17 protein-coding genes are annotated in these 20,715 nt (G+C 56.3%); 3 read left to right on the top strand and 14 right to left on the bottom strand.

What is annotated here, in order from left to right; genetic code table 11:
* Positions 1 to 45 precede the first annotated feature (45 nt).
* The 4 genes from ACR0E2_RS15310 to ACR0E2_RS15295 form a co-directional block, all read right to left on the bottom strand.
* Positions 46 to 825 carry an IclR family transcriptional regulator gene (locus tag ACR0E2_RS15310; protein WP_480447001.1) on the bottom strand — a complete coding sequence of 260 codons (780 nt, stop codon included), beginning with the start codon at positions 823 to 825 and terminating at the stop codon, positions 46 to 48.
* A gap of 11 nt (positions 826 to 836) precedes the next feature.
* Entirely contained in the window at positions 837 to 2,195 is a 1,359-nt protein-coding gene (locus ACR0E2_RS15305; protein WP_171205791.1) for a TRAP transporter large permease, read from the bottom strand.
* Complete coding sequence (locus ACR0E2_RS15300) at positions 2,195 to 2,860, bottom strand: TRAP transporter small permease (protein WP_152460474.1); 666 nt, start codon at positions 2,858 to 2,860, stop codon at positions 2,195 to 2,197. Before ACR0E2_RS15300 ends, ACR0E2_RS15305 begins: the two co-directional genes overlap by 1 nt.
* Positions 2,861 to 2,924: 64 nt before the next feature.
* Positions 2,925 to 4,163, bottom strand: coding sequence for a TRAP transporter substrate-binding protein (locus ACR0E2_RS15295; protein ID WP_171640971.1), 1,239 nt, complete (start codon positions 4,161 to 4,163; stop codon positions 2,925 to 2,927).
* A gap of 109 nt (positions 4,164 to 4,272) precedes the next feature.
* Between ACR0E2_RS15295 and ACR0E2_RS15290 the strand changes: the two genes are divergently transcribed.
* Positions 4,273 to 5,868, top strand: coding sequence for a GMC family oxidoreductase (locus tag ACR0E2_RS15290; RefSeq protein WP_480447000.1), 1,596 nt, complete (start codon positions 4,273 to 4,275; stop codon positions 5,866 to 5,868).
* Positions 5,869 to 5,961: 93 nt separating this feature from the next.
* On the opposite strand, the gene ACR0E2_RS15285 is transcribed toward ACR0E2_RS15290, so the two are convergent.
* Complete coding sequence (locus ACR0E2_RS15285; protein ID WP_480446998.1) at positions 5,962 to 7,203, bottom strand: acyl-CoA dehydrogenase family protein; 1,242 nt, start codon at positions 7,201 to 7,203, stop codon at positions 5,962 to 5,964.
* Positions 7,204 to 7,214: 11 nt separating this feature from the next.
* Positions 7,215 to 8,249, bottom strand: a complete 1,035-nt coding sequence (locus tag ACR0E2_RS15280; protein ID WP_480446997.1) for a phosphotransferase family protein — start codon at positions 8,247 to 8,249, stop codon at positions 7,215 to 7,217.
* Positions 8,250 to 8,352: 103 nt separating this feature from the next.
* Here ACR0E2_RS15280 and ACR0E2_RS15275 point away from each other — a divergent pair, with 103 nt between their 5' ends.
* Positions 8,353 to 9,288: a LysR family transcriptional regulator gene (locus ACR0E2_RS15275; protein WP_480446995.1), complete on the top strand. Its 936-nt coding sequence runs from the start codon at positions 8,353 to 8,355 to the stop codon at positions 9,286 to 9,288.
* Positions 9,289 to 9,369: 81 nt separating this feature from the next.
* On the opposite strand, the gene ACR0E2_RS15270 is transcribed toward ACR0E2_RS15275, so the two are convergent.
* From ACR0E2_RS15270 to ACR0E2_RS15260, 3 genes are all read right to left on the bottom strand, one after another.
* Positions 9,370 to 10,665, bottom strand: a complete 1,296-nt coding sequence (locus tag ACR0E2_RS15270; RefSeq protein ID WP_480446994.1) for a glycosyltransferase WbsX family protein — start codon at positions 10,663 to 10,665, stop codon at positions 9,370 to 9,372.
* A gap of 129 nt (positions 10,666 to 10,794) precedes the next feature.
* The gene (locus ACR0E2_RS15265; protein WP_480446993.1) at positions 10,795 to 12,060 is read right to left on the bottom strand and encodes a glycosyltransferase WbsX family protein; all 1,266 of its coding nucleotides are present in this window, start codon (positions 12,058 to 12,060) and stop codon (positions 10,795 to 10,797) included.
* A complete protein-coding gene (locus ACR0E2_RS15260; RefSeq protein WP_480446992.1) occupies positions 12,060 to 13,043 on the bottom strand; it encodes a class I SAM-dependent methyltransferase in 984 nt (327 codons plus the stop codon). Before ACR0E2_RS15260 ends, ACR0E2_RS15265 begins: the two co-directional genes overlap by 1 nt.
* An 808-nt stretch (positions 13,044 to 13,851) precedes the next feature.
* Between ACR0E2_RS15260 and ACR0E2_RS15255 the strand changes: the two genes are divergently transcribed.
* The gene (locus tag ACR0E2_RS15255; RefSeq protein WP_480446991.1) at positions 13,852 to 14,706 is read left to right on the top strand and encodes a glycosyltransferase family 2 protein; all 855 of its coding nucleotides are present in this window, start codon (positions 13,852 to 13,854) and stop codon (positions 14,704 to 14,706) included.
* Positions 14,707 to 14,778: 72 nt separating this feature from the next.
* On the opposite strand, the gene rfbA is transcribed toward ACR0E2_RS15255, so the two are convergent.
* From rfbA to ACR0E2_RS15230, 5 genes are all read right to left on the bottom strand, one after another.
* Entirely contained in the window at positions 14,779 to 15,645 is an 867-nt protein-coding gene (rfbA, locus tag ACR0E2_RS15250; protein WP_480446990.1) for a glucose-1-phosphate thymidylyltransferase RfbA, read from the bottom strand.
* Between the two features lie 18 nt (positions 15,646 to 15,663).
* A complete protein-coding gene (gene rfbD, locus ACR0E2_RS15245) occupies positions 15,664 to 16,527 on the bottom strand; it encodes a dTDP-4-dehydrorhamnose reductase (protein ID WP_480446989.1) in 864 nt (287 codons plus the stop codon).
* Positions 16,524 to 17,564 carry a dTDP-glucose 4,6-dehydratase gene (gene rfbB / locus ACR0E2_RS15240; protein ID WP_480446988.1) on the bottom strand — a complete coding sequence of 347 codons (1,041 nt, stop codon included), beginning with the start codon at positions 17,562 to 17,564 and terminating at the stop codon, positions 16,524 to 16,526. The genes rfbD and rfbB overlap by 4 nt, the downstream gene beginning before the upstream one ends.
* The gene (gene rfbC / locus ACR0E2_RS15235) at positions 17,561 to 18,130 is read right to left on the bottom strand and encodes a dTDP-4-dehydrorhamnose 3,5-epimerase (RefSeq protein ID WP_171640951.1); all 570 of its coding nucleotides are present in this window, start codon (positions 18,128 to 18,130) and stop codon (positions 17,561 to 17,563) included. Before rfbC ends, rfbB begins: the two co-directional genes overlap by 4 nt.
* A 378-nt stretch (positions 18,131 to 18,508) precedes the next feature.
* The gene (locus ACR0E2_RS15230; protein WP_480446987.1) at positions 18,509 to 20,566 is read right to left on the bottom strand and encodes a dockerin type I domain-containing protein; all 2,058 of its coding nucleotides are present in this window, start codon (positions 20,564 to 20,566) and stop codon (positions 18,509 to 18,511) included.
* Positions 20,567 to 20,715: the final 149 nt, after the last annotated feature.

Below are 20,715 nucleotides of genomic sequence, written 5' to 3'. Positions count from 1 at the left end.
ACACAACCCTGATGTTGTTCGATTGCCGATTATCTGGTGCGCCACTTACTCGCCCAACAGCTGCGACAGTTTTTCTGCACCCCGGCGCAAGGTGCCTAGAAATGACTTCAGACTGCCGACATCATGCCGTTGCGTCGGGGCATGAACTGAAAGCGTGGCAACCAGCCTGCCCTGCGCGTCCTGCACCGGCACGGCGATCGCCACCATGCCCGCCATGAATTCTTCGTCGTCGGTGGAAAATCCCCGCTCGGCGGTGATCTTGATTTCACTCAGCAGGGCCTTCGGCTCTGTTAAAGAACGGGCGGTCTGTTCTTTCAGCTTTCCGGCTGACAGAAACCCGTTCAGAGTTTTGGGGCGCAAGGTGGAAAGGTACATCTTGCCACTGGCCGTGCAGTGGAACGGCACCTGGGTTCCGATCGGCAATTGAATCCGCAACGGCCATTCTGTTTCCACCCGGTCAAGATAGATCATGCCTTCGCGATCCGGGATGGCCAGATTGCATGTTTCGCCCACTTCGTCGGCCACGCCGCGCAGGATGGCGAGACGCGCGGTCCGCAAATGCTCGGCGGACATGGTATTCACGGACAGCAGCCGCAGTCTTCTGCCCGGACCATAGGACCGTCCGTCAAGATCGCGTTGCAGGAACCCTTCTGCCTCTGCCGTTTGCAGCAAACGATGGATGGTGGGTTTGGCCAATCCCAATGCATCGATCAGATCCGAGGGTTTGACCGCAACGCCGCGCCGTGCCACCTCTTCAAGGATCAGCAACAGGCGCAGGTTGGTGGGAATCTGAGTTTCTCTATCTTTAGTATCAGTCTCGGCCATCCTTCAACATTCTAGTTATTTGGCAGAAGGATCAAGGCCAGTTCGGGGACCAGCGACACCAATATCCAGACGGATAGCAGGGACACCAAGTAAGGCACCGTATAGCGCAGCAACCGGAAGTACGGCACGCCCGTCACGCCTGAAGCGACATACAGGTTAAGCCCGTATGGTGGTGTGATAAACCCGATGGACGCCCCGACCAGGAAGATGACCGAGAAATGGATTGGATCAATTCCAACCGAGGCTGCGATCGGCGCAAGGATCGGGGCCAGGATGATGGTGACCGGAAGACTTTCCAGCACCATGCCTGAAAAGAAGACGATCACCATCGATGTGAACAGAACCGCATGGTACCCCCCCATGGAGGTCACGAAGTTTCCGATTGTTTCCTGTGCGCCAAGTAGGGACAGGATTTGCTGCATCACAACCGAAATTGCGATCAACGGGGCCAGGATACCCGTAATCTGGGCAGACCTGATGACGATTGAGGGGATCTCTGGGATCGTGAACCCTTCGACCACGAACATTTCAGCGAAGCTCTTTTCGGTCGGCGGTATATCGTTCCGGGCCCCCATGATGCGGTTGATCGGGTAGCTGACCAGCCCCGCGATGACACAAAAGCCCACGGTCACGCCGGCGGCCTCTGTCGGAGAGAACTTGCCGGTATAAATGCCCCAGAGCACAAGACCGATGGCGAAAAAGCCGAGCCAGGCACCAAAGGCGGTTTTCAGCACCCGGTTCAATTGCAGCGGGATCAGATAGCCCCACCCGTTCATGCGGCAGATGATCCAGCATGCCAGTTGCATCCCGATGACCATCAGCGCACCGGGCAGAATACCGGCCACGAACAATTCGGAAATCGGCAGGTTCATCAGAAAGCCATAGACGATGAAGATGATCGAAGGGGGGATGATGATACCGACAGTGCCGCCCGCAGCAGCGGTCGCGGCGCTGAACCGTTCGTCATAGCCGCCCTTTACCATCTCGGGGTGCAGCATCGACCCGATGGTCGCCGTCGTGGCCGAGTTCGACCCGGAAATCGCCGCGAACAGCCCACAGGCACCCAGCGACGCCATTGCCAGCCCGCCGCGTATCCAGCCCAAACAGGCATAGGCAAAATCACTGAGCCTTCGCGCGATACCGGATTTGTTGATCAGATCTCCGGTCAGGATAAACAGCGGCATTGCCAACAGGGCGAAGCCCTTGTTGAAGACGTTCAGCAGTTCGGCCCCCATATTGTCCAGCGTCAAACCAAGGACAAAGGAACATCCAATGACCCAGTAACCGATGACCAGCAGCACCGGCACGCCCAGCATGAACAGAAAGGTGACCCCCAACGAGATCAGTGTAACAAGTGTTCCGTCTGTCATCAGTCTGCCCCGATCACGGCCTGCTTGATCAGCGGCTCGCCTGTTTTCCAGTTGTGCAAATCATCGGCGAGGTTCTGAAACACGCGACCGACCATCAAGAAGAATGACAATGGTGCAGCCAGCAGGAACCACCACTGCATGATATTGTCCGTGCCCAGAACGATCTGAAAGTTCGAGGCCGAAAGCGCCACCAGTCGCGAGGTGGTCACGATAACGATCACCGCAAAGATGAACCACAGTACCGCGTCAAGAAACAGGCAGGCCAATTGCCCGCCGCGGGGCATAGCGGTGCGGAATTCACTGAAACTCAGATGCGTGCGCAGGCGTACGTTGTAGGACGCTCCAAACCAGGCCATCACCATGAAAAGAAGCGGAGGAATGGTCGTGGACCAGGGTTCCTGATCATTGAAGACAAACCGGTCGATCACGCCCCAGAAAATGATCAGCGCGATGGCAAGATAAGAATACACCATGACCGACCGTTCCAGATGACGTTCGATCAACGGCACCTTGCGATAGATCAGCATGACCAGCAAACCCCCGATCGCGGCAACGACCGCACCGACGATCCAAGCGGCGTCGGATTCCAGAGCAAGTTGAATCTCGAAAGAATCCTGGCTGAGAAAAGCGCTGAATATTGCGCCAATGTCTGCCCAAAGTGACATGAAGCCCGTCCTCCCAGTGGGTATTGATTGAACCGGCCCGTTCGGGCCGGTTCTGGCAGTCTAATCAGGCCTCGCCCTTCCACCAGCGGCGCGGCTCGACATTTTCCGGCAGCGTGTCCGCGGGGATCTCTCGCGCGATGTCGTAAATCTCCTGGTATGTGTCGATGCCACCGGCCCATTTGTTCAGCCGCTCGCGCCACTGCGCCCACGGCTCGGGGTTGTAGTTCGGAGCACACATTTCTTCGGCCAGTTTGATCTGATCGTCCGGCAGGAAGGCCGGGCGGACACCGTTTTCGGCAAAGATCGTGTTGGGAAGCTGCGGCTCCGAGAAGCCAACTGTGTTCAACAACGCAGCCTCATTCGCACCTTGGATCAACGCCTGTGTGAAGTAGGAAGACTCCATCACTGCGTCCTGCAACTCGCCGCCGAGGCTGTCGAAGACCTTGGCCGACATCGAGGTATGCTCGGTGCCACAGAAGAACTTCAGGTTCACTGACTGCGAAACCACAGGCGCCATGTTCGCATATGCCACCGCCGAGGCCCAGGTTTCCGCACCGTCGATCAGACCGGTCTTGAGCGCATCCAGCGTTTCTTCCCATGCCACTGGAACAGGGTTCAGATTCAGCAGTTGCATCGCGATCCGACCCAGCTGCGTGCCCGTCACGCGGTTCTTGGTCCCGAACAGCTCTTCCAGCTTGGTGACGGTCGGCTTGTCGGCAAAGGTTGAGCCCATTTGCAGACCGCGCAGTTCACAATGGGTGAACAGGAATTTCAGCCCGTGACGCTTTTCAAGCGGGTCGCGCAGGATGCGCTGGCTGGCGGGGCTGTAGAAGAAATGATACTGCGCCGCCCGGCTGGGGAACATGTAGGCATAGTCCAGAACGTTCAGATAAGGCGCACCGCCGGCCGAATTCTGGGTCGAGGCTGCGTAGATATCGACGATTCCCTGCTGCGTTTTTTCAACACAGCTGAGTTGTCCGCAGATCTGGTTGTCGCCGATGAACTCGATCCGAATCTCGCCATCGGTGCGTTCTTCCAGGTCGCGTGCAAACTCGATGGCGCCGGCGCGCTCGATTAGCAGGTTGCGGGTGTTGAAGCCCGAAGCACCAAATTTCAACGTGTGCTTCGGTTCTTTCGAAAAGCGTTTTTCATACGTGGATTCCGCCGCTTGCGCCAGATTGGCCAAGCTCATTGCCCCGCCAAACCCTCCTGCTGCAAGCAGCGTCGAGCTCATACCATAGCGCCCTGCCACCCGGAAAAAATCCCGCCGCGAAATACCACTCAGTTTCCGACCAATCTCCATTGCTTACCTCCCTGTTCGCAATTATTGAGACGTTTTGTATCAAAAAAGGCTAGTATATTTCTTGCATCTTGCATAGAGTTTTTTTCAACGACGTTGGAAGGAGGCGGTCATGGAAGTGGATTATGCGGTAGTTGGCGCGGGGTCTTCGGGCTGTGTCATCGCCAATCGGCTCAGCGCCGACCCCAACACGACCGTCGCGTTGTTGGAGGCTGGCGGCCGCGACACCAACCCCTGGATCCACATCCCGGTTGGCTATTTCAAAACCATGCACAACCCTTCGGTGGACTGGTGCTACAGGACCGAGCCCGATCCGGGCCTGAACGGGCGCTCGATCGACTGGCCACGCGGCAAGGTGCTGGGCGGCTCATCCTCACTGAACGGTCTGCTCTATGTGCGCGGCCAAAAAGAAGATTATGACCGCTGGCGCCAGATGGGGAATGTCGGCTGGGGCTGGGAAGACGTGCTGCCTCTGTTCAAACGCAGCGAAGATCAAGAACGCGGCGAAGATCCGTATCACGGCGTCGGAGGGCCGCTGTCGGTGTCGAACATGCGCATTCAGCGACCGATCTGCGACGCATGGGTCGCGGCAGCGCAAGCCGCGGGATACCCGTTCAATCCGGATTACAACGGCGCAGATCAGGAAGGCGTAGGGTATTTTCAGCTGACCACGCGCAATGGGCGCAGGTGCAGCTCGGCCGTGGCGTATCTGAAACCCATTCGAAACCGACAAAACCTGAACATCATCACGAACGCATTGGTGACACGCGTAACGCTGGACGGGAAACAGGCGACCGGACTTGTCTATCGGGATCGCGCAGGCAATGAGAAAACCCTTAAGGTGCGGCGCGAAATCATCCTGTCCGGCGGTGCAATCAACTCTCCTCAGATTCTGATGCTGTCGGGTATCGGCGATCCGGACCACTTGAAGAAAAACGGCATCGATCCGGTCCATGCCTTGCCCACTGTCGGCAAAAGACTACAGGATCACTTGCAGGCCCGTCTCGTTTTCAAATGCAATGAGCCCACATTGAATGACGAGGTGCGCAGCCTGATCAATCAGGCCCGTATCGCGCTCAAATACGCTTTGTTCCGCGCCGGTCCGATGACCATGGCGGCCAGCCTTGCGACCGGATTCATGAAAACGCGCCCGGACGTGGAAACACCCGACATTCAATTCCATGTACAGCCTTGGTCCGCCGACAGCCCCGGCGAAGGCGTGCACCCGTTTTCCGCCTTTACCATGTCCGTGTGCCAGCTGCGGCCGGAAAGCAGGGGTGAACTGCATCTGAACGGCCCGGACCCATCACAGCATGTAAAGATCATTCCGAACTATCTGTCGACGGAAACGGATTGCCGAACCATCGTCGACGGCGTGAACATCGCCCGCAGAATCGCACAGCACAATCCGCTGGCATCGAAGATTTCCGAAGAGTTCCGCCCGACATCCCAACTTTCGACCGACGATTACGAGGGCACGCTGGACTGGGTCAGGTCGAATTCCGTTTCGATCTATCACCCAACAGGGACCTGCGCGATGGGTACGAATGAAACCGCAGTCGTTGACCCCGCGCTAAAGGTGCACGGCATCGGAAACCTGCGGGTCGCGGATTGTTCGATCATGCCGGAAATCGTCAGCGGCAACACAAACGCCCCCGCGATCATGATCGGAGAAAAGGCGAGTGACTTGCTTGCCGCCGGAACATAGCGCGGCAGGCCGCGTATCCGAATGCCCAGGCAATCTGGGCAACTCGGCTTGAATATCTCAGGGAAAGTCCGGTGATGCCATCCCTGCCCTGACCTAGCGCAGAGGCGGTGTCAGCCACTGCGCCGACATCCCATAATTGGAATTCTTCAACTCCTGTTTGGCAATAGCCTGAAGATGGACCTCGTCCGGTCCATCCGCATAGCGCAACGCCCGGGCCCAAGTGTAACTGTCGGCCAATGGCGTGTCGGGCGTCATGCCCATTGCGCCAAAGACCTGCATTGCACGATCCGTAACCCTTGCATGTACCTGGGGCGCCACGACCTTGATCAGGGATATTTCGCGGAAGGCCTTTTTCGCCCCCACCTGATCTATTTTCCAGGCCGCCTTCAGGGTCAGCAGCCGCGCCTGTTCAATTTCCAACCGGGATTTGGCGATCCATTCACGGATCACGCCTTGTTCCGAGAGTTGCTTGCCAAAGGTCTTCCGTTCCTGGGCACGTTCCACCATCAGGTTCAGTGCCATTTCCGCCGCCCCGATCGAGCGCATGCAATGGTGAATTCGCCCCGGCCCAAGCCGCGCCTGAGCCAGTGCAAAACCGCTGCCTTCTTCGCCCAGAAGATTGCCGACCGGGACGCGCACGTCCTTGAACACCAGTTCAGCATGGCCTTCGGGATCGTGCATGTTCAGAATCGTCGGATTGCGCACGATCTCCAAACCGGGCGTATTCCTTGGAACGATGATCATGCTTTGCTGTTTGTGGCGATCGGCGTTCGGGTCGGTTTTGCCCATGACGATGAACAGTCTGGTATTGGGGTGGCACGCATTGGTGATGAACCACTTGCGGCCATTGACGACGTATTCGTCACCCTCGCGCCGGATGGATGTCGTTATGTTGGTCGCGTCCGAACTGGCCACGTCGGGTTCGGTCATGGCAAAGGCCGAGCGGATCTTTCCGTTCAACAGCGGCACCAACCAGTCTTTGCGCTGCTCGGGCGTGGCGAACATGTGCAGCAATTCCATGTTTCCGGTATCCGGCGCGTTGCAGTTGAAGACCTCCGAAGACCAGCTCACCTGGCCCATCAGCTCGGCCAGGGGCGCGTAATCAAGATTGCTGAGCCGCGTTCCGGGCTCATCATCCCGCAAGGAGGGCAGGAACATGTTCCAAAGCCCTTCGGCGCGGGCCAGCGACTTGAGGTCTTCCATGAACGAAACGGGAAAATTGCCGGCTTCTATTTCCTCTTTGTGGTCGCGAATGCGCGGATAGATATGCGCCTCCATGAAGGCTTTCAGCTGGTCGTACATTTCCGTGGCGCGTGGCGATAGAGCAAAATCCATTGTGATCCTCTTCAGTGCGTTGCAGCAGCGATTTCGTCGAGCGCCATTTGCGCCAGAGGGGCCACCAGCCCCTTGAACGCCATTGCGTTCTCGTTCGATGCGTTTCCCGCCAGCGCACGGCTGTAAACACCCTGTGCAATCGCAGCCATCCGGAAAAAGGAAAACGCCAGATAGAAGGTCCAGTTTTCAATCTCCGGCAGGTCACGCAGCGAACAATACCGCTCGATCATCTCAGCTTCGGAAGGGATGTTCAAAGCAGCGCGATCCAGCCCTTGCAGCCCCCGGATCAGACCCGTGGGCGGCAATCTGAGACACACACAGAAATAGCCCAGATCAGCCATCGGGTGGCCCAGCGTCGACAGTTCCCAATCCAGAACCGCGGTGATCTGCGGGGCATCCGAAGCGAAGATAAAATTGTCTATGCGAAAGTCACCGTGGATCAGACTGACCGAACCGTCACCATCGGGCAGGTTGCGGGACAGCCAGCCCATAAGCTGTTCCATCTCGGGAAGATTACTTGTTTCTGCGGCGCGATACTGTTTGGTCCAGCGGCTGTACTGGCGTTGGAAATAGTTTCCCGGCTTGCCGAAGTCCGACAGGCCGACGGCGCCTGTGTCAACCGAATGCAGCGCGGCCAGAACCCGGATCATTTCATCGAACACCGGATGATGGTCGGCCACGTCTAACTCGGGCAGCGCAGGATTCCAGAAAATCCGGCCTTCCTGGAAGCTCATGACATAGAACATGGAACCAATGACATCCGTGTCCTCACACAGCACGTAAGGTTTGGCGACCGGAACCGCAGTGCCATGAAGCGCCATGAGAACACGATATTCCCGATCCACCGCATGGGCCGAAGGTAACAGGTCGCCCGGCGGTTTGCGGCGCAGCACGTATTTCGAACCACCGGCCTTCAGCAGATAGGTTGGGTTCGACTGCCCGCCCGAAAACTTTTGATAGGACAATGGGCCCGCGAAGCCTTCGATATGGCGCCCCAAATATGTCGAAAGCCGCTCGGTATCGAGTTCGAGGCCGGATGAGGTCATGCATGAAACTCCGTATTCCGCCAGGATACGATTCAGCTTACCGCCCCCAATGACATTTGTGAAATTTACTTGCATGATCGTCAGCATAAATTTGGTGAATGACATGACGACCAAGCTCAACAAGATCGACCTGAACCTTTTCGTTATTTTTGACGCCATCTATACCGAACGAAATCTGACCCGCGTTGCCGAACGCCTGTCGATCACGCAACCGGCCGTCAGCAACGCCCTGACCCGGTTGCGCAAGACACTGAACGACCCGCTTTTCGTGAAGACCGGCACGGGGATGCAGCCCACGGCTCTGGCAGAGAGCATTTCGGACAGGATCTCAGCCGCTCTTCACCAGTTGCAAGCCGCATCGGCGCAGGGTGAACGGTTCGACCCGTTCACCAGCAAACGGCTGTTCCGGGTCAGTTTGGTCGATCTTCACAGCCTCATCATCCTGCCCGGGCTTTTGTCCGGGTTTCAGCGCACGGCACCCCAGGTCGAACTCAGCCTCGTGCGCATTCCCCGCCGGGATACGCGCAAGGCGTTGCAGCAGGGCACGATCGACATCGCGTCTGACATTCCGATGCCGGACAGTTCGGATCTGATCAGCCGAACCATCATGAAGGACCGCTATGTCTGTGCCATGCGACCCGACCACCCGCTGGGTTCGGGCCCATTGACGCTGGAGCGTTATCTTCAGCTGATACACCTGCATGTTTCCTCACGACCTCAGGGGGCGAGTCCGGTCGACATTGTCCTGCGCAAACTGGGCGCACGGCGCAAACTCGGGCTTCAGATGCAAAGCTATCTGAACATCCGGGATATTCTGCACAAGACAGATATGGTTGCCACGCTGACCGAGTGCAGTGCGCGTGAAATGGGGCTGCGCATGTTGAGGTTGCCGGTTGAAGTGCCTCCGATCGAACTTCGCCTTTATCGGCATATCCGTTCCGACGGCGACGAAGCCGTACAATGGATGTTCGACCAAATTGCAGGTCGCACCGTCAGAGCGAACGATACGGAACAGCATCATAGGGTCGATCAGAATTGAGACGGAACCCCGGGCAAAATTTGACGACAGGATATCAGAGGCGCCAACTGTCAGGTCCGCGAAACCTCAAGGTCGGACGCGTCACGTGTTGATCTGACTTTCAGATTTCTTGGGTAACGCGTCATAGGTCGCCTGAAGATAAGCAAAGCCATATCTTCGGTCAGGTTCCAGATGAGTCCCCTCTGCCCACTCGTTCCACGCGTTTATGAAAACGATTTTTTCGTCGGCACTATATTTTTCCTGCGCAAGAACCTGGCGGCACAAATGTTCCGTCCAGCGCTTGTAGGCATCGATCGTGAACCGCCCCATAATCCGGGGGGCATCCTGATTGCGCGCGGTATTGTCCCACGAGAGCGTAGAGGACCGAAACAGCTTGTACCGGGGTTCCGGCTTTTGAAGCTCTGCCTCGACCACGGCCTGGTAATCCAGAACGGCTCCTGTGAACTCTGGATTGTAGATCCCCATCTCATCCGTGATGTCGGTGCGCTTTACCTGATGCGGAGGGAACTCCATAGCAGCGTCGAAACCCAGTTTCTCGGGGTCGCCGATATCGAAAGTCTGGGCAGCGATGAGATACAGGTCCGGCTCGCCCCAGCTTTGTGCCTCTTTTCGCCAAGCCGCGGTTGTTTCCTTGATATTCGGTATGATGTTCGCTCGGTACACGATGAAAACCGGTTTCCCATCTATCCGAATATAACGTGGATCATCAAAATATTTGCGTATGTGACGCAGAAGGTTCAGGGAATCCTCGATCGAATGGTTCTGCGCGATAAGAACGTCGTGCGCCCGCCCGTCCCAGCGGCGTGTCCAGTTTTCATTTGCCCATGTCAGGCAAAACGGCATGTCGACTTCCGGATTGCCCAACATTTGTTCGAGCGGGTGTTCCATCAGGGTCTTTCCGCCGAACCAGTAGTAGTAATAGGAGAACCCTCCTATCCCGTAAGACTTCGCGATCCGCGCCTGTTCGACCATGATTTCTGGCAACCGCAAGTCGTAGTAACCCAGATGAATCGGACAATGAGGTTGGTAATGGCCCGGATAATTCGGAACCGCCTTTCCGACATTGGACCATTCGGTAAAGCCTTTGCCCCACCATTCATCATTCTCTTTGAAGGGATGAAATTGAGGCAGGTAATGCGCGATCGCCCGCACTGCGGGTTCAGCTTTCGCAGGCGGGTCGAAGGGTTTGAACTCGTCGGCCCGACCGATGGCTTCAAAACCCTGCCTGTTGGTTTGCCCCGGTTTGTCCCAACCCCGTTTGGGGTCTCTTTTCTTGGCTGAATTTCTGAACCGCCTTGCCGTACGTGGCGACAAAGGTGGGCTGAGTTTCGACGCAGCGGTCAGCAAGTAGTAAAGCAGGGTATCTTTGATGGACATGCAGTTTCTCGTACTAAGGCGCGTCGTGCCGACTATGACAAAGAAAACCCTTTTTTTCACGCAAAGCACGAGACCGAGTTGCATGACAAGTACTTGGGACTTTCATGCAACCCAATCCAACGTGGTTTTCTATTTTGTACGGGCCGCGGACAGCCATTGCTTCAGCAAGCGACCGCTGACCGTATCGCGCAATAGACGGAATGCCCGTTTGGCCAACGGCTTGTTGGCGCCATATGGGACAGGATGCGCGTTGCCTTCCGTGGTTTCACCACGGCGCGAAATTTCAGGAACACCCACATGCGTCCAGTCGGTCAGTTTTGAACCTTGGAGAGCGGCCTTGGTCGCGTTCAAAAACGCATGCCCGTACTCGCGATCCGGTTCCAGATGACATCCTTCAGCCCATTCATTCCATGCATTCACAAAAACGAAACGTTCCTGGTCTGGGAAGTCTTGGGCGGTTTTGCGCAAGGCACGCGAAAGCCAATATTCATAGTTTTCCGGCGTTCCGTTCAAAACGATCATGGCATTTTCTTTCCGCCGGGCAGTGTTGTCCCAGGACGGAAAAACCGATCGATGAACGTTGTTCTCAGGCCCATAGCTGTGACCCAGATACTGTCCTGCGATGTCGGAAAAATCGACGCAATGGCCTTGGAAATCGTCGAACAAGTCCACTTCTGGCGAGAGGTTGGGCACGTTGATGCTGTGGGGCGGGAACTCAACACCGGAATCAAACCCGTATGACGCGTAATCCCAGTTGCGGTGCGTCAGTGCACAGGCCAGATGTATTTTCGGAATTCCAACAGACGCGCAATAGTCACGCCAAACCTGCACGGTTTTGCGCGAGTTCTTCAGATGCTGCGGTCGATAAACAATCAGGAACGGAGCGCCATCCACTGTTATGTAGCGGGGATCCCGGAAAAACGGCTCGATCGACTTAATGAACTCCAGATCATCTTCGGGCTTGTATTTCTGTTCAATGAGAATCTCGTGCTCAGCCGCATCCCAGCGGCGCGTCCAGTTCTCATTCGCCCAGCAAAGGCAGAACGGCATATCGCTTTCGGGATCCGCAAGCATTTCGTCGACGGGCCGCTCAAGAAGTCTTTTCCCGGAAAACCAGTAATAGTGGTAGCAGAATCCATCAATTCCGCTGGCTTTGGCCATCTCGATCTGCTCAAGCCGCGTTTCGCGGACCCGCAGGTCATAAAACCCCAGATCCGTAGGAAGATGAGGTTGATAATGCCCGGTGAAAAGCGGCTTGGCTTTTGCGACATTTGTCCACTCGGTGAACCCTTTGCCCCACCATTCATCATTCTCCGGGATCGGGTGGAACTGAGGAAGGTAGAAGGCAATTGTCCTGATATTGCCGAATTCACGATCCGCGGTGTTTGTGGACATTACTTCTTCAACCCCAACAGCCGCGCCAGCGATTTTTTTTTCTTCTTGGCCAGTGGGCCGGGCTCGACTCGGGAAGCGGTGCTCGTGTCCACCGGCCCGATAGTCGATTGCAAATCAATCTCTTCGGACAGGGGCAGGCCTGCCATCATGTTGGTCCAATGCTGCCGGGTCTCTTCATCGGGTTGTTCGACGGGCAAGCCCATCAGGTAGATGTCATTTTCCGCACGCTCTTTGGGGACCGATCTGCTTACGACCTGGAAGACATGGGAATAGCGATTGCGCTGCAAGGCGGCCTGAACATCCTGTGGCAAACGGCTCCAGCGTTGACAAAACTCCGTCATCTCTGGTGTACGAACCACGAACTCAGCTTGTTCAATGCTCATACCCTGCGAATTAAGCAGATGCTGTACGTTTTTGATGCCGAAAAACCGGACATGGGTCCGATCCAGCAGGCCCCAGTCACGGTATTCGAAATCTTCATCGACAAGACAACCGGCAATGGCTGCATGGCCAACATGCGGCAACGAAAGAATCACCGATCCCGTGTCGTTCAACAGCGATTTCATGCCTGAAAGAACGCTCCACGGGTCGTAAACGTGTTCCAGAACGTCCGCTGCGATCACGTAGTCGAATACCCCGTCTTTTTCGCGAACGATGTCACTCCATGAAGCATCGTTGAGATCCATCGGGTACACAGAACGTGCAAACGGCTTTAGCTTTTCGATCGCCGAAGGGTCGATCTCAAGCGCCACAACATCACATTCCAATGTGCCGGAAAGATGGCGTGTGATCGAACCTGGCCCGGCCCCGATCTCAAGCACCTTGGACCCGGGCTTTACCATGCGCAGCACGCGTGCGGGTGCTACATCACTGTTCATATCAATGTCGTATTCGTAAGTGTGTCTATCGCTCACTGCAATTCTTCCGTGATGCTTATTTTGTGCTTCAATTCGGCTGCTATATAGTTTGGTCTGGTTCTGCAATCCCCAATACCAAACCGATACGTAAGGCTTTGGATGTTGTACCCTAATTATGCTCAGTTCAGCAGTCACTGTTGCACAAAACTCCTTTAGCAGCAATGACCCCTCGCCCGGGGGTTATTCACACCAATTACGCTGTGCAACCAACGTCTAAGAAACCTATTTTGACTGAGTTCTGTTTTGGAGCCTTTTCAGCAATAGTACCGGTGCACGCATGAGCGTCGAATGGAGCCTCGTGGTTTCCTGCCGAATTTCAGTGGAGGTATGCTTAATACATTTTTTCAATAACTTACCGATATCTCGAGAAACCACGGTTTGAGCACTTTATGGCTTGCAATTGCGCGCTGGATGCTGAGCGGAAAGGCTTGCGTCTGCAACAATTTGCTGAGCCTACAGATCACCGCCAACGCATTCACCCTGGCAAATAGATTACGCCAGAATTCCGATATCGCCTTAAGGGCATGTAACGACTTACTGGTTTCAACCCGGCGACAAGCAACAATCTGCTCATTCACCACGGCCGCCGGAAATCGAAAAAATCCAAGGAGGAAATCCTGCCGCTCCGATCAAAAAAGGCTTTGCATCCCCTAACGCGGCTTTGCCATTCTGCCATGCTTGATGATCGGTTTTCTGCCTTCGTCTCACCGGGGAAAAACCATTTCAATCATTTCTCAGATTGCCGCCGCTGAACGCACAGGATCACAGACCGTATTCAGCAGCCCGGATCCGTCGTACTGGAACCGGGGTTGACCCTAACTGTGTTTGCGAGGAAGTAACGATCAGGCCCATTCCACAGATACGGCAGGCAGGATTGTCACAGATTACGATCATAAGCGTTTGTTACAACAGCAGTGGTGTACTGCCGGAGATGCTGAATTCCATCCCAGAGGGCGTGCCAACAATTTTGGTCGACAATGGCTCGGATGATATAGAAGCGGTTCGGCAAATGGCCGAGGCACATGGCGCAACTCTGATCGAAAGCCCCGACAACATCGGGTTTGGCCGCGCATGCAACCTTGGTGCCGCCAAGGCGACAACGGACCTGCTTTTATTTCTGAACCCGGATTCCCACTTGCTGCCCGGAGCATTGGACGCGTTGCAAGAGGGGGCCGACAATCATCCGGATGCATCAGCTTTCAACCCTGCAATTCTGGACCGGAAGGGGGCACCTCGTTTCAGGCGATACAGTGTGATCATTCCCCGAAACGAAACCCTGCCCAGGAAAACAGCCGATTCCGACTTTGAATTGCCGGTCCTCGTCGGCGCCGCCTTCCTGGTCCGCCGCGAAGCGTTCGAAGCGGTCGGCGGGTTTGATCCCGAAATCTTTCTGTATCATGAAGACGATGATCTGAGCCTGCGGCTCAAAGCCGTTTGCGGGCCACTGTACTATGTTCACAACGCTCAGATGCGCCACGCCAGAGGCAAATCCTCGCCGGGAAGCCCAGCCATCGCTGGCCTGAAGGGGTGGTATATGGGGCAATCGCGCGTTCACGTCGCCCGCAAGCATGAAGTCCCGATGGCCTTTGGTCGGGCCCTGGCATCGGCGCTACTGCAAATGCTGTCTCCGGCTGTGTTGTTTTCAGCGAGAAAACGCGCCAAACAATGGGCATTCTTGCGCGGCGTTTGGCATGGCCGGAATACCCGACCAGCCCCGTTCAGACCTTGATCACAAAGCGTGAAGCAGCTTACAGCCCACGCTAATTCCAGCCTGAACACGTAACCATGAAACAGTTCCGGCCTAGCTCAGAAGCCCTTTCAGATAGGTGCCGTAAGTGGACTTGGCGAACAGGCGCGCGCGCGCCTCAAGAGCCTCGTCGTCGATCCAGCCATTCGCCCAGGCGATTTCATCCAGGCTGCCGGTCTGCATGCCCTGACGTTCCGTGATCGTGCGCACGAAGTTTCCCGCATCCAGCAAAGACCCGTGCGTGCCGGTATCCAGCCAGGCAAAACCGCGCCCCATGGTCTGCACATCCAGCAAACCTTCGTCCAGGTACATTTCCAGCAGCGACGTGATTTCCAGCTCGCCGCGATCTGACGGCTTGACCTCATGTGCGCGGGCCGGAGCGTCGCCATCCAGAAAATAAAGACCCGTAACCGCGTAATTCGACGGAGGCACCTTGGGTTTTTCGACAATCGCGCGGGCTTTGTTCCCTTGGAAATCCACAACGCCGTAGCGTTCTGGATCAGCGACCCGATACGCAAAAACCGTACCGCCGCGCTCCAGTTGATCCGCCTCGAGCAGCAGGTCCGGAAGGCCATGTCCGAAGAAGATGTTGTCACCCAGAATCAACGCAGACGGGGCACCGTCCAGAAAATCCTCGGCCAGAGTATAAGCCTGCGCCAGACCGTCAGGAGACGGTTGCACGATCCATTTCAAGGACAACCCGTATTGACTGCCATCCCCCAACAGGCGCTGAAACTGATCCTGATCCTGGGGGGTGGTGATGATCGCGATTTCGCGGATCTGCGACAGCATCAAAACACTCAGCGGATAAAAGATCATCGGCTTGTCGTAGATCGGCAGCAATTGCTTGGAAATCGCCATGGTGATCGGGTAAAGCCGGGTTCCGGACCCACCGGCAAGAATAATGCCTTTGCGCTGCATAATCTGTCCTTTCAAGGTTCAGCTGGTCGCTGACTTCAACTCGCTCAATATCTCGGCCAGTCCGGCTTTCCAGTCGGGTCTCTGGATTCCGAACACATTATCCAGCCGCGAACAGTCCATACGTGAGTTCAGCGGCCTGGGTGCCGGCGTTGGGTAAGCCTCAGTTGGAATATCCTCGATTTCGACCGACAAGCCGGATTGAGAAACAACTTCACGGGCGAAATCCGCCCAGCTGGCATCAGGTGCACCGGAATAGTGAAACACCCCCCCTTTGGCTTCGAGGCCAGCCTTGGCCATTTTCAGCAAGGTTTCGGCGATGTCTGCAGCAGGTGTTGGCCCGCCGATCTGATCTGCGACGATGGTCAGCTTGTCACGGGTTTCTGCCAGTCGGAGAATGGTCTTTGCAAAGTTCTTTCCATGGGCCGAAAACACCCAGCTTGTGCGCAAAATGGCATAGTGGCCGCCAGCCTCTGCGATCTGGTGTTCGCCGTCCAGCTTGGTTCGACCATAGGCCCCCAAGGGCCCGGTCGGGTCATCGGTGTTCCAGGGGGTCGTACCAGAGCCGTCAAAAACGTAATCCGTGGAAATATGCAGAAAAGGCAGGTCGCGGGCCGCGGCGGCGCGCGCCATTGCACCGGGTGAATCTCCGTTGATCCGTTGCGCCAGGTCGCTTTCTTCTTCGGCCTTGTCCACCGCCGTATAGGCGGCCGCATTGATGATCACGTCCGCATCCGTATGCCGGATGGCGTCTGCACATTGCGACGGGTCAGACAGGTCCGCCGCGGCGCGATCCAGAGCTTCAACCAAGACACCATGCGCCTGTCCGCGACGCCGCAACTCGGTCGCCACCTGCCCCCCGTGGCCGAACACCAGCGCCTTCATTTGGCAACACCCAGCCGCTCACCCACGCCACTGCGGGCCTGTAAGGCGTTCAACCACGCGCTGTTGTCCAGATACCACTGAACCGTCTGTTCCAGCCCAGTTTCAGGCGTGTAGGAGGGACGCCAGTTGAGTTCGGTGCGAATCCGGGTCGGATCGATGGCATAACGCTGATCGTGACCCGGGCGGTCAGCGACGAACGTGATCAGGTCCGCATAGGGCGTTTCACCCGGCTTGAGGCGATCCAGGATCGAACACAGCATTCTGACAAGATCAAGATTGGTCATCTCATTCTCGCCACCGATATTGTAGCTGCGGCCCAGTTCACCCTTTTCGAGCACCAGTAACAGGGCTTCGGCATGGTCATCGACATGCAGCCAGTCGCGAACGTTGTCGCCTTTCCCGTAAATCGGGATCGGTTTGCCTGCCAGCGCGCTGAGGATGACAACGGGGATCAGTTTTTCCGGAAACTGGTAAGGGCCGTAGTTGTTGGAGCAATTTGTAAGAACCACTGGCAGGCCGTATGTTTCACGCCACGCCCGCACGAGGTGATCCGATCCCGCTTTCGAGGCAGAATAGGGTGAGTTCGGCTGGTATGGGCTGTCTTCGGTGAAAAACCCGGTTTTTCCCAAGGACCCAAAGACCTCGTCGGTTGATATGTGATGAAACCGGAAATGCTCGGGCCGGCCGGCACCCACCCAATAGGCGCGTGCGGCTTCCAGCAATACATAAGTACCGGTCAGGTTCGTGTCGATGAACGCGGCCGGGCCATCGATCGAACGGTCAACATGGCTTTCAGCGGCCAGATGCATGATCGCGTCTGGCTGGTGCCTGTCCAGTATCGCCGACATGGCGGCGGCATCCCGGATATCCGCATGTTCAAAAACGTATCCCGGCGCATCCGCAACAGAGGCAACATTGTCCAGACAGGCCGCGTAGGTCAGGGCATCGACATTGACGACCGAATGCCCATCGGCAATCGCGCGACGGATAACGGCAGAGCCGATAAAGCCCGCCCCGCCCGTAACCAGAATTTTCATTGTGTGTCCTCGAATACAAAAGGAGATTCAATTTCGCGCAGAAGTGGTGCGATCCGATCTTTGTCGGACAGCTGGGGTTCTGAATTGCTCTGTGGCCATTCTATGCCGATATCGGGATCGTCCCAACGAACCGCGCCTTCGGTTTCCGGCGCGTAGGTATCAGAACACTTGTAGACGATCTCGGTCTCCGGCTCCAACGTCACGAACCCATGCGCGAACCCCGCAGGAACCAACAGCATCCGCCCGTTCTCGAAACTCAGTTCTTCACCGACCCAGTGACCATAGGTGGGCGAGCCTTTGCGGATATCGACCGCGACATCAAACAGCCGCCCACGACCGCAGCGCACCAGCTTGGCCTGCGCCCTTGGCGGAGCCTGAAAATGCAATCCGCGGACCGTGTTCACCGTGCTCGAAAGGGAATGATTGTCCTGAACGAATTGCGTATGAATCCCTTGTGCCGCAAAACTGTCGGCATTGTAGGTTTCCTCAAAGAACCCGCGATGATCGCCAAAACGCTTCGGGGTGATCAGTTTCACTTCCGGAATGGAAAGCGCCAATATTTCCATTGTTACTAATTTTCATCTCTGTGTTGATGTCTCGGCCTGCTATGTCACATTTGCTCCACCGACGCCAAGACCTATGTTGTCCGATCAGCAATTTGAGCGGCTTATCGGTTCTGAAGGTCAGGCGATTATCGCAGGCAAGTTGCGATTCTGGTAGAATTCATTGAAATTATTGGACCATCTCCGCATGAAAACACAGGGATGGAACAGATAGTGAAGCCGCAAGCGCGACAACGCTTGGGTCGAAACCAGAAGCACCGCGACATGGGGCAGCATTCGAGCGCTGAGGCTGAGGCGCGTCCATTTGGCCGCAAAAGCCACTCCGCACCTTACTGCTTAAAAAAGGTACAAGTCTGCTTTGGCCGAGATATCTTTCGGCGCTCAGGCCGCTTCGAGATTTCCCAACAAGACGGAGGTCATGTCCACGTTGATGACCCCATCCACCGCCACGACGTCGACACCCGTCTGATAGGTTACATTGTCCTTGGTAATCCCTGAAAGGTCCGCGTTCTCATCCAGAAATACCCATTCAGGGCCATGGGCCGTGGGCTGCCCAACGGCGACTTGCAAAATTGCAAGCGCATCCAGGGCGTTTACAGTGCCATCTGTGTTGACGTCTGCGGCTATCAGGTTTTCCGCGGTCGCAGGACCCCATGTCGGATCAAGACCAACCGAGATGCGCAACACTTGCAAAGCGTCCAGCGCGTCAATCTTTCCGCTTGCCGTGGAATAGTATTTGGTGATGTCCAGCACTCCGGGAAAGGTGCCATCGGGCAATTCCAGATCGAACCGCCCCTGATCATCTGCGGTGCCGGATACCGTGCCCCCGCCGTCCGGCGTGAACCGGATTTCCGCATCCGTCAGCCCCGGATTCGCAGCCTCGCTGTCCACCGTAATCTGCCCGACCAATCCACCAGAGCTGCCCGGTGTCTGCCCGCCCAGGTCCCCGAAATCTACCGGGATGTGATCCGGTCCGGCGAAGCCTGCGCCAAAGATATCCGTGCTTGTCAAAGCGCCGCCCGAGGCGGATTGGACCTGCACGACCTCGCCACGATATTCGATCTGAGCCCCGTTTGCCGTGCTGGTAAAGGTCAGTTGCTGAGGCGACCGCAACAACGGGTAGTCGAACATATCCAGACGATCCACGCCCGCCTGAAAATCGGTTATTGTGGTCAGACCACTACCGGACTGCATCACGAAGATGTCGGCCCCTGCACCACCCGACATCGTCGTCGCACCCTTCCCCGCGATGAGAATGTCGTCTCCGGCGCCTCCCAACAGGGTCGTGTCCAGTATACCGCCGCTGAGGATATCGTCCGACGCGCTCCCGTTTACGGTACCGAACCCCTTGCGCACCACACCCAGATCATCGACCGGGACCGTCAGGACGTTCACCCCGGCATCCTGTTGTGACGTCACGAGAATTTGCAGCTCGTCGCCCACATGTGCAACCGCCAGCGATTCGACATTCTGCAATCCACTGGCCAGCGTATCCTCGAAACTGTCCATATGAACAAGTTGACCTTCGGGTGTCAAAGTGAACAGAGACAGGCCATCATCGCCGCCGCCTGCAACCACAAAGACCCGACCGTTCACGTCTATGACCTCCAGATCCTGAACCGATTCAAACCGCGTATGAAGCGTATCAAGCACATGGTCCGTCGCCTTCAAACTTCCATCGCTGTTCAATTGAAGAACACTGAGAGAGTTGCTTACGGACCCCGCCACCACGACCCAGGATTTACCGTATGCCTCTACGGTCTCGACATCCGTTGGAGTAGAAACACCAAGGGTTCCGAGCGCCGAATCATTGTTGATCTCGGTTAAAGTGCCGGTGCCGGAATCGATGCGATATGTCGAGACAGAGTTTGTTGCCGCGTCACTTGAGATCAGAAAATGTTCCGAACCCGACCGCAACGTCTGCATGGCATCCGCTGTGCCGGCAATCAAACCCGCAAGACTGAGCGTCCCGTTCGCGTTCACATGGTAGGTTCCGATATTGCCTGTATCCTCATGCGCCATCGCAAGGACACCCGAAGACCCAAGTGAAAACTGTACGATGGCCGAGATATCTCCGCCTCCGTTGAGCACACCCGTTTCCTTCAGGTTACCGATCGTTCCGTCCGCGTTCACGTCATACCCGACCAGGCCCGTGGCAGTGTTGATGTCGAGCGCAATCTGCTCGGTTCCCGCCAGCGTTATCGACGTGGCACTGCACCCCACCTGGAAGGTGATCGAACCGCTGTAATACTCGGTATCAACCAGCTGCGGCAGGGCACCGTCGACCAGCCGCCAGACCGCGACGCCGCCACCCGGGCCGGTCACCGTGTAGAGATACGTATTCCCGTTAAGCGTTTTTAAAGCCGTATCGCCGATACCTGAATCGAGCGCCGTGCTCCCCGTTGCCACTACACTTTCGAACTGAAGCATCACAGCCATCACCTCCCGCGCCACCCCTGGCAGTTACGGCAAGATGACCAGATGAGCAGACCGAAACCGAAGCAGAATTGTGGTGAAAACGAGAAGTTCGGTTTCAGTTTAACTCAATTTTTTCAGGTCCGATCGCAACGGCAACAAATGGGAAAGAC

Source organism: Ruegeria sp. A4 (assembly GCF_056543025.1).
The sequence above is the reverse complement of the archived record's forward strand: the minus strand, read 5'-3'. Positions and strand labels throughout refer to the sequence as shown.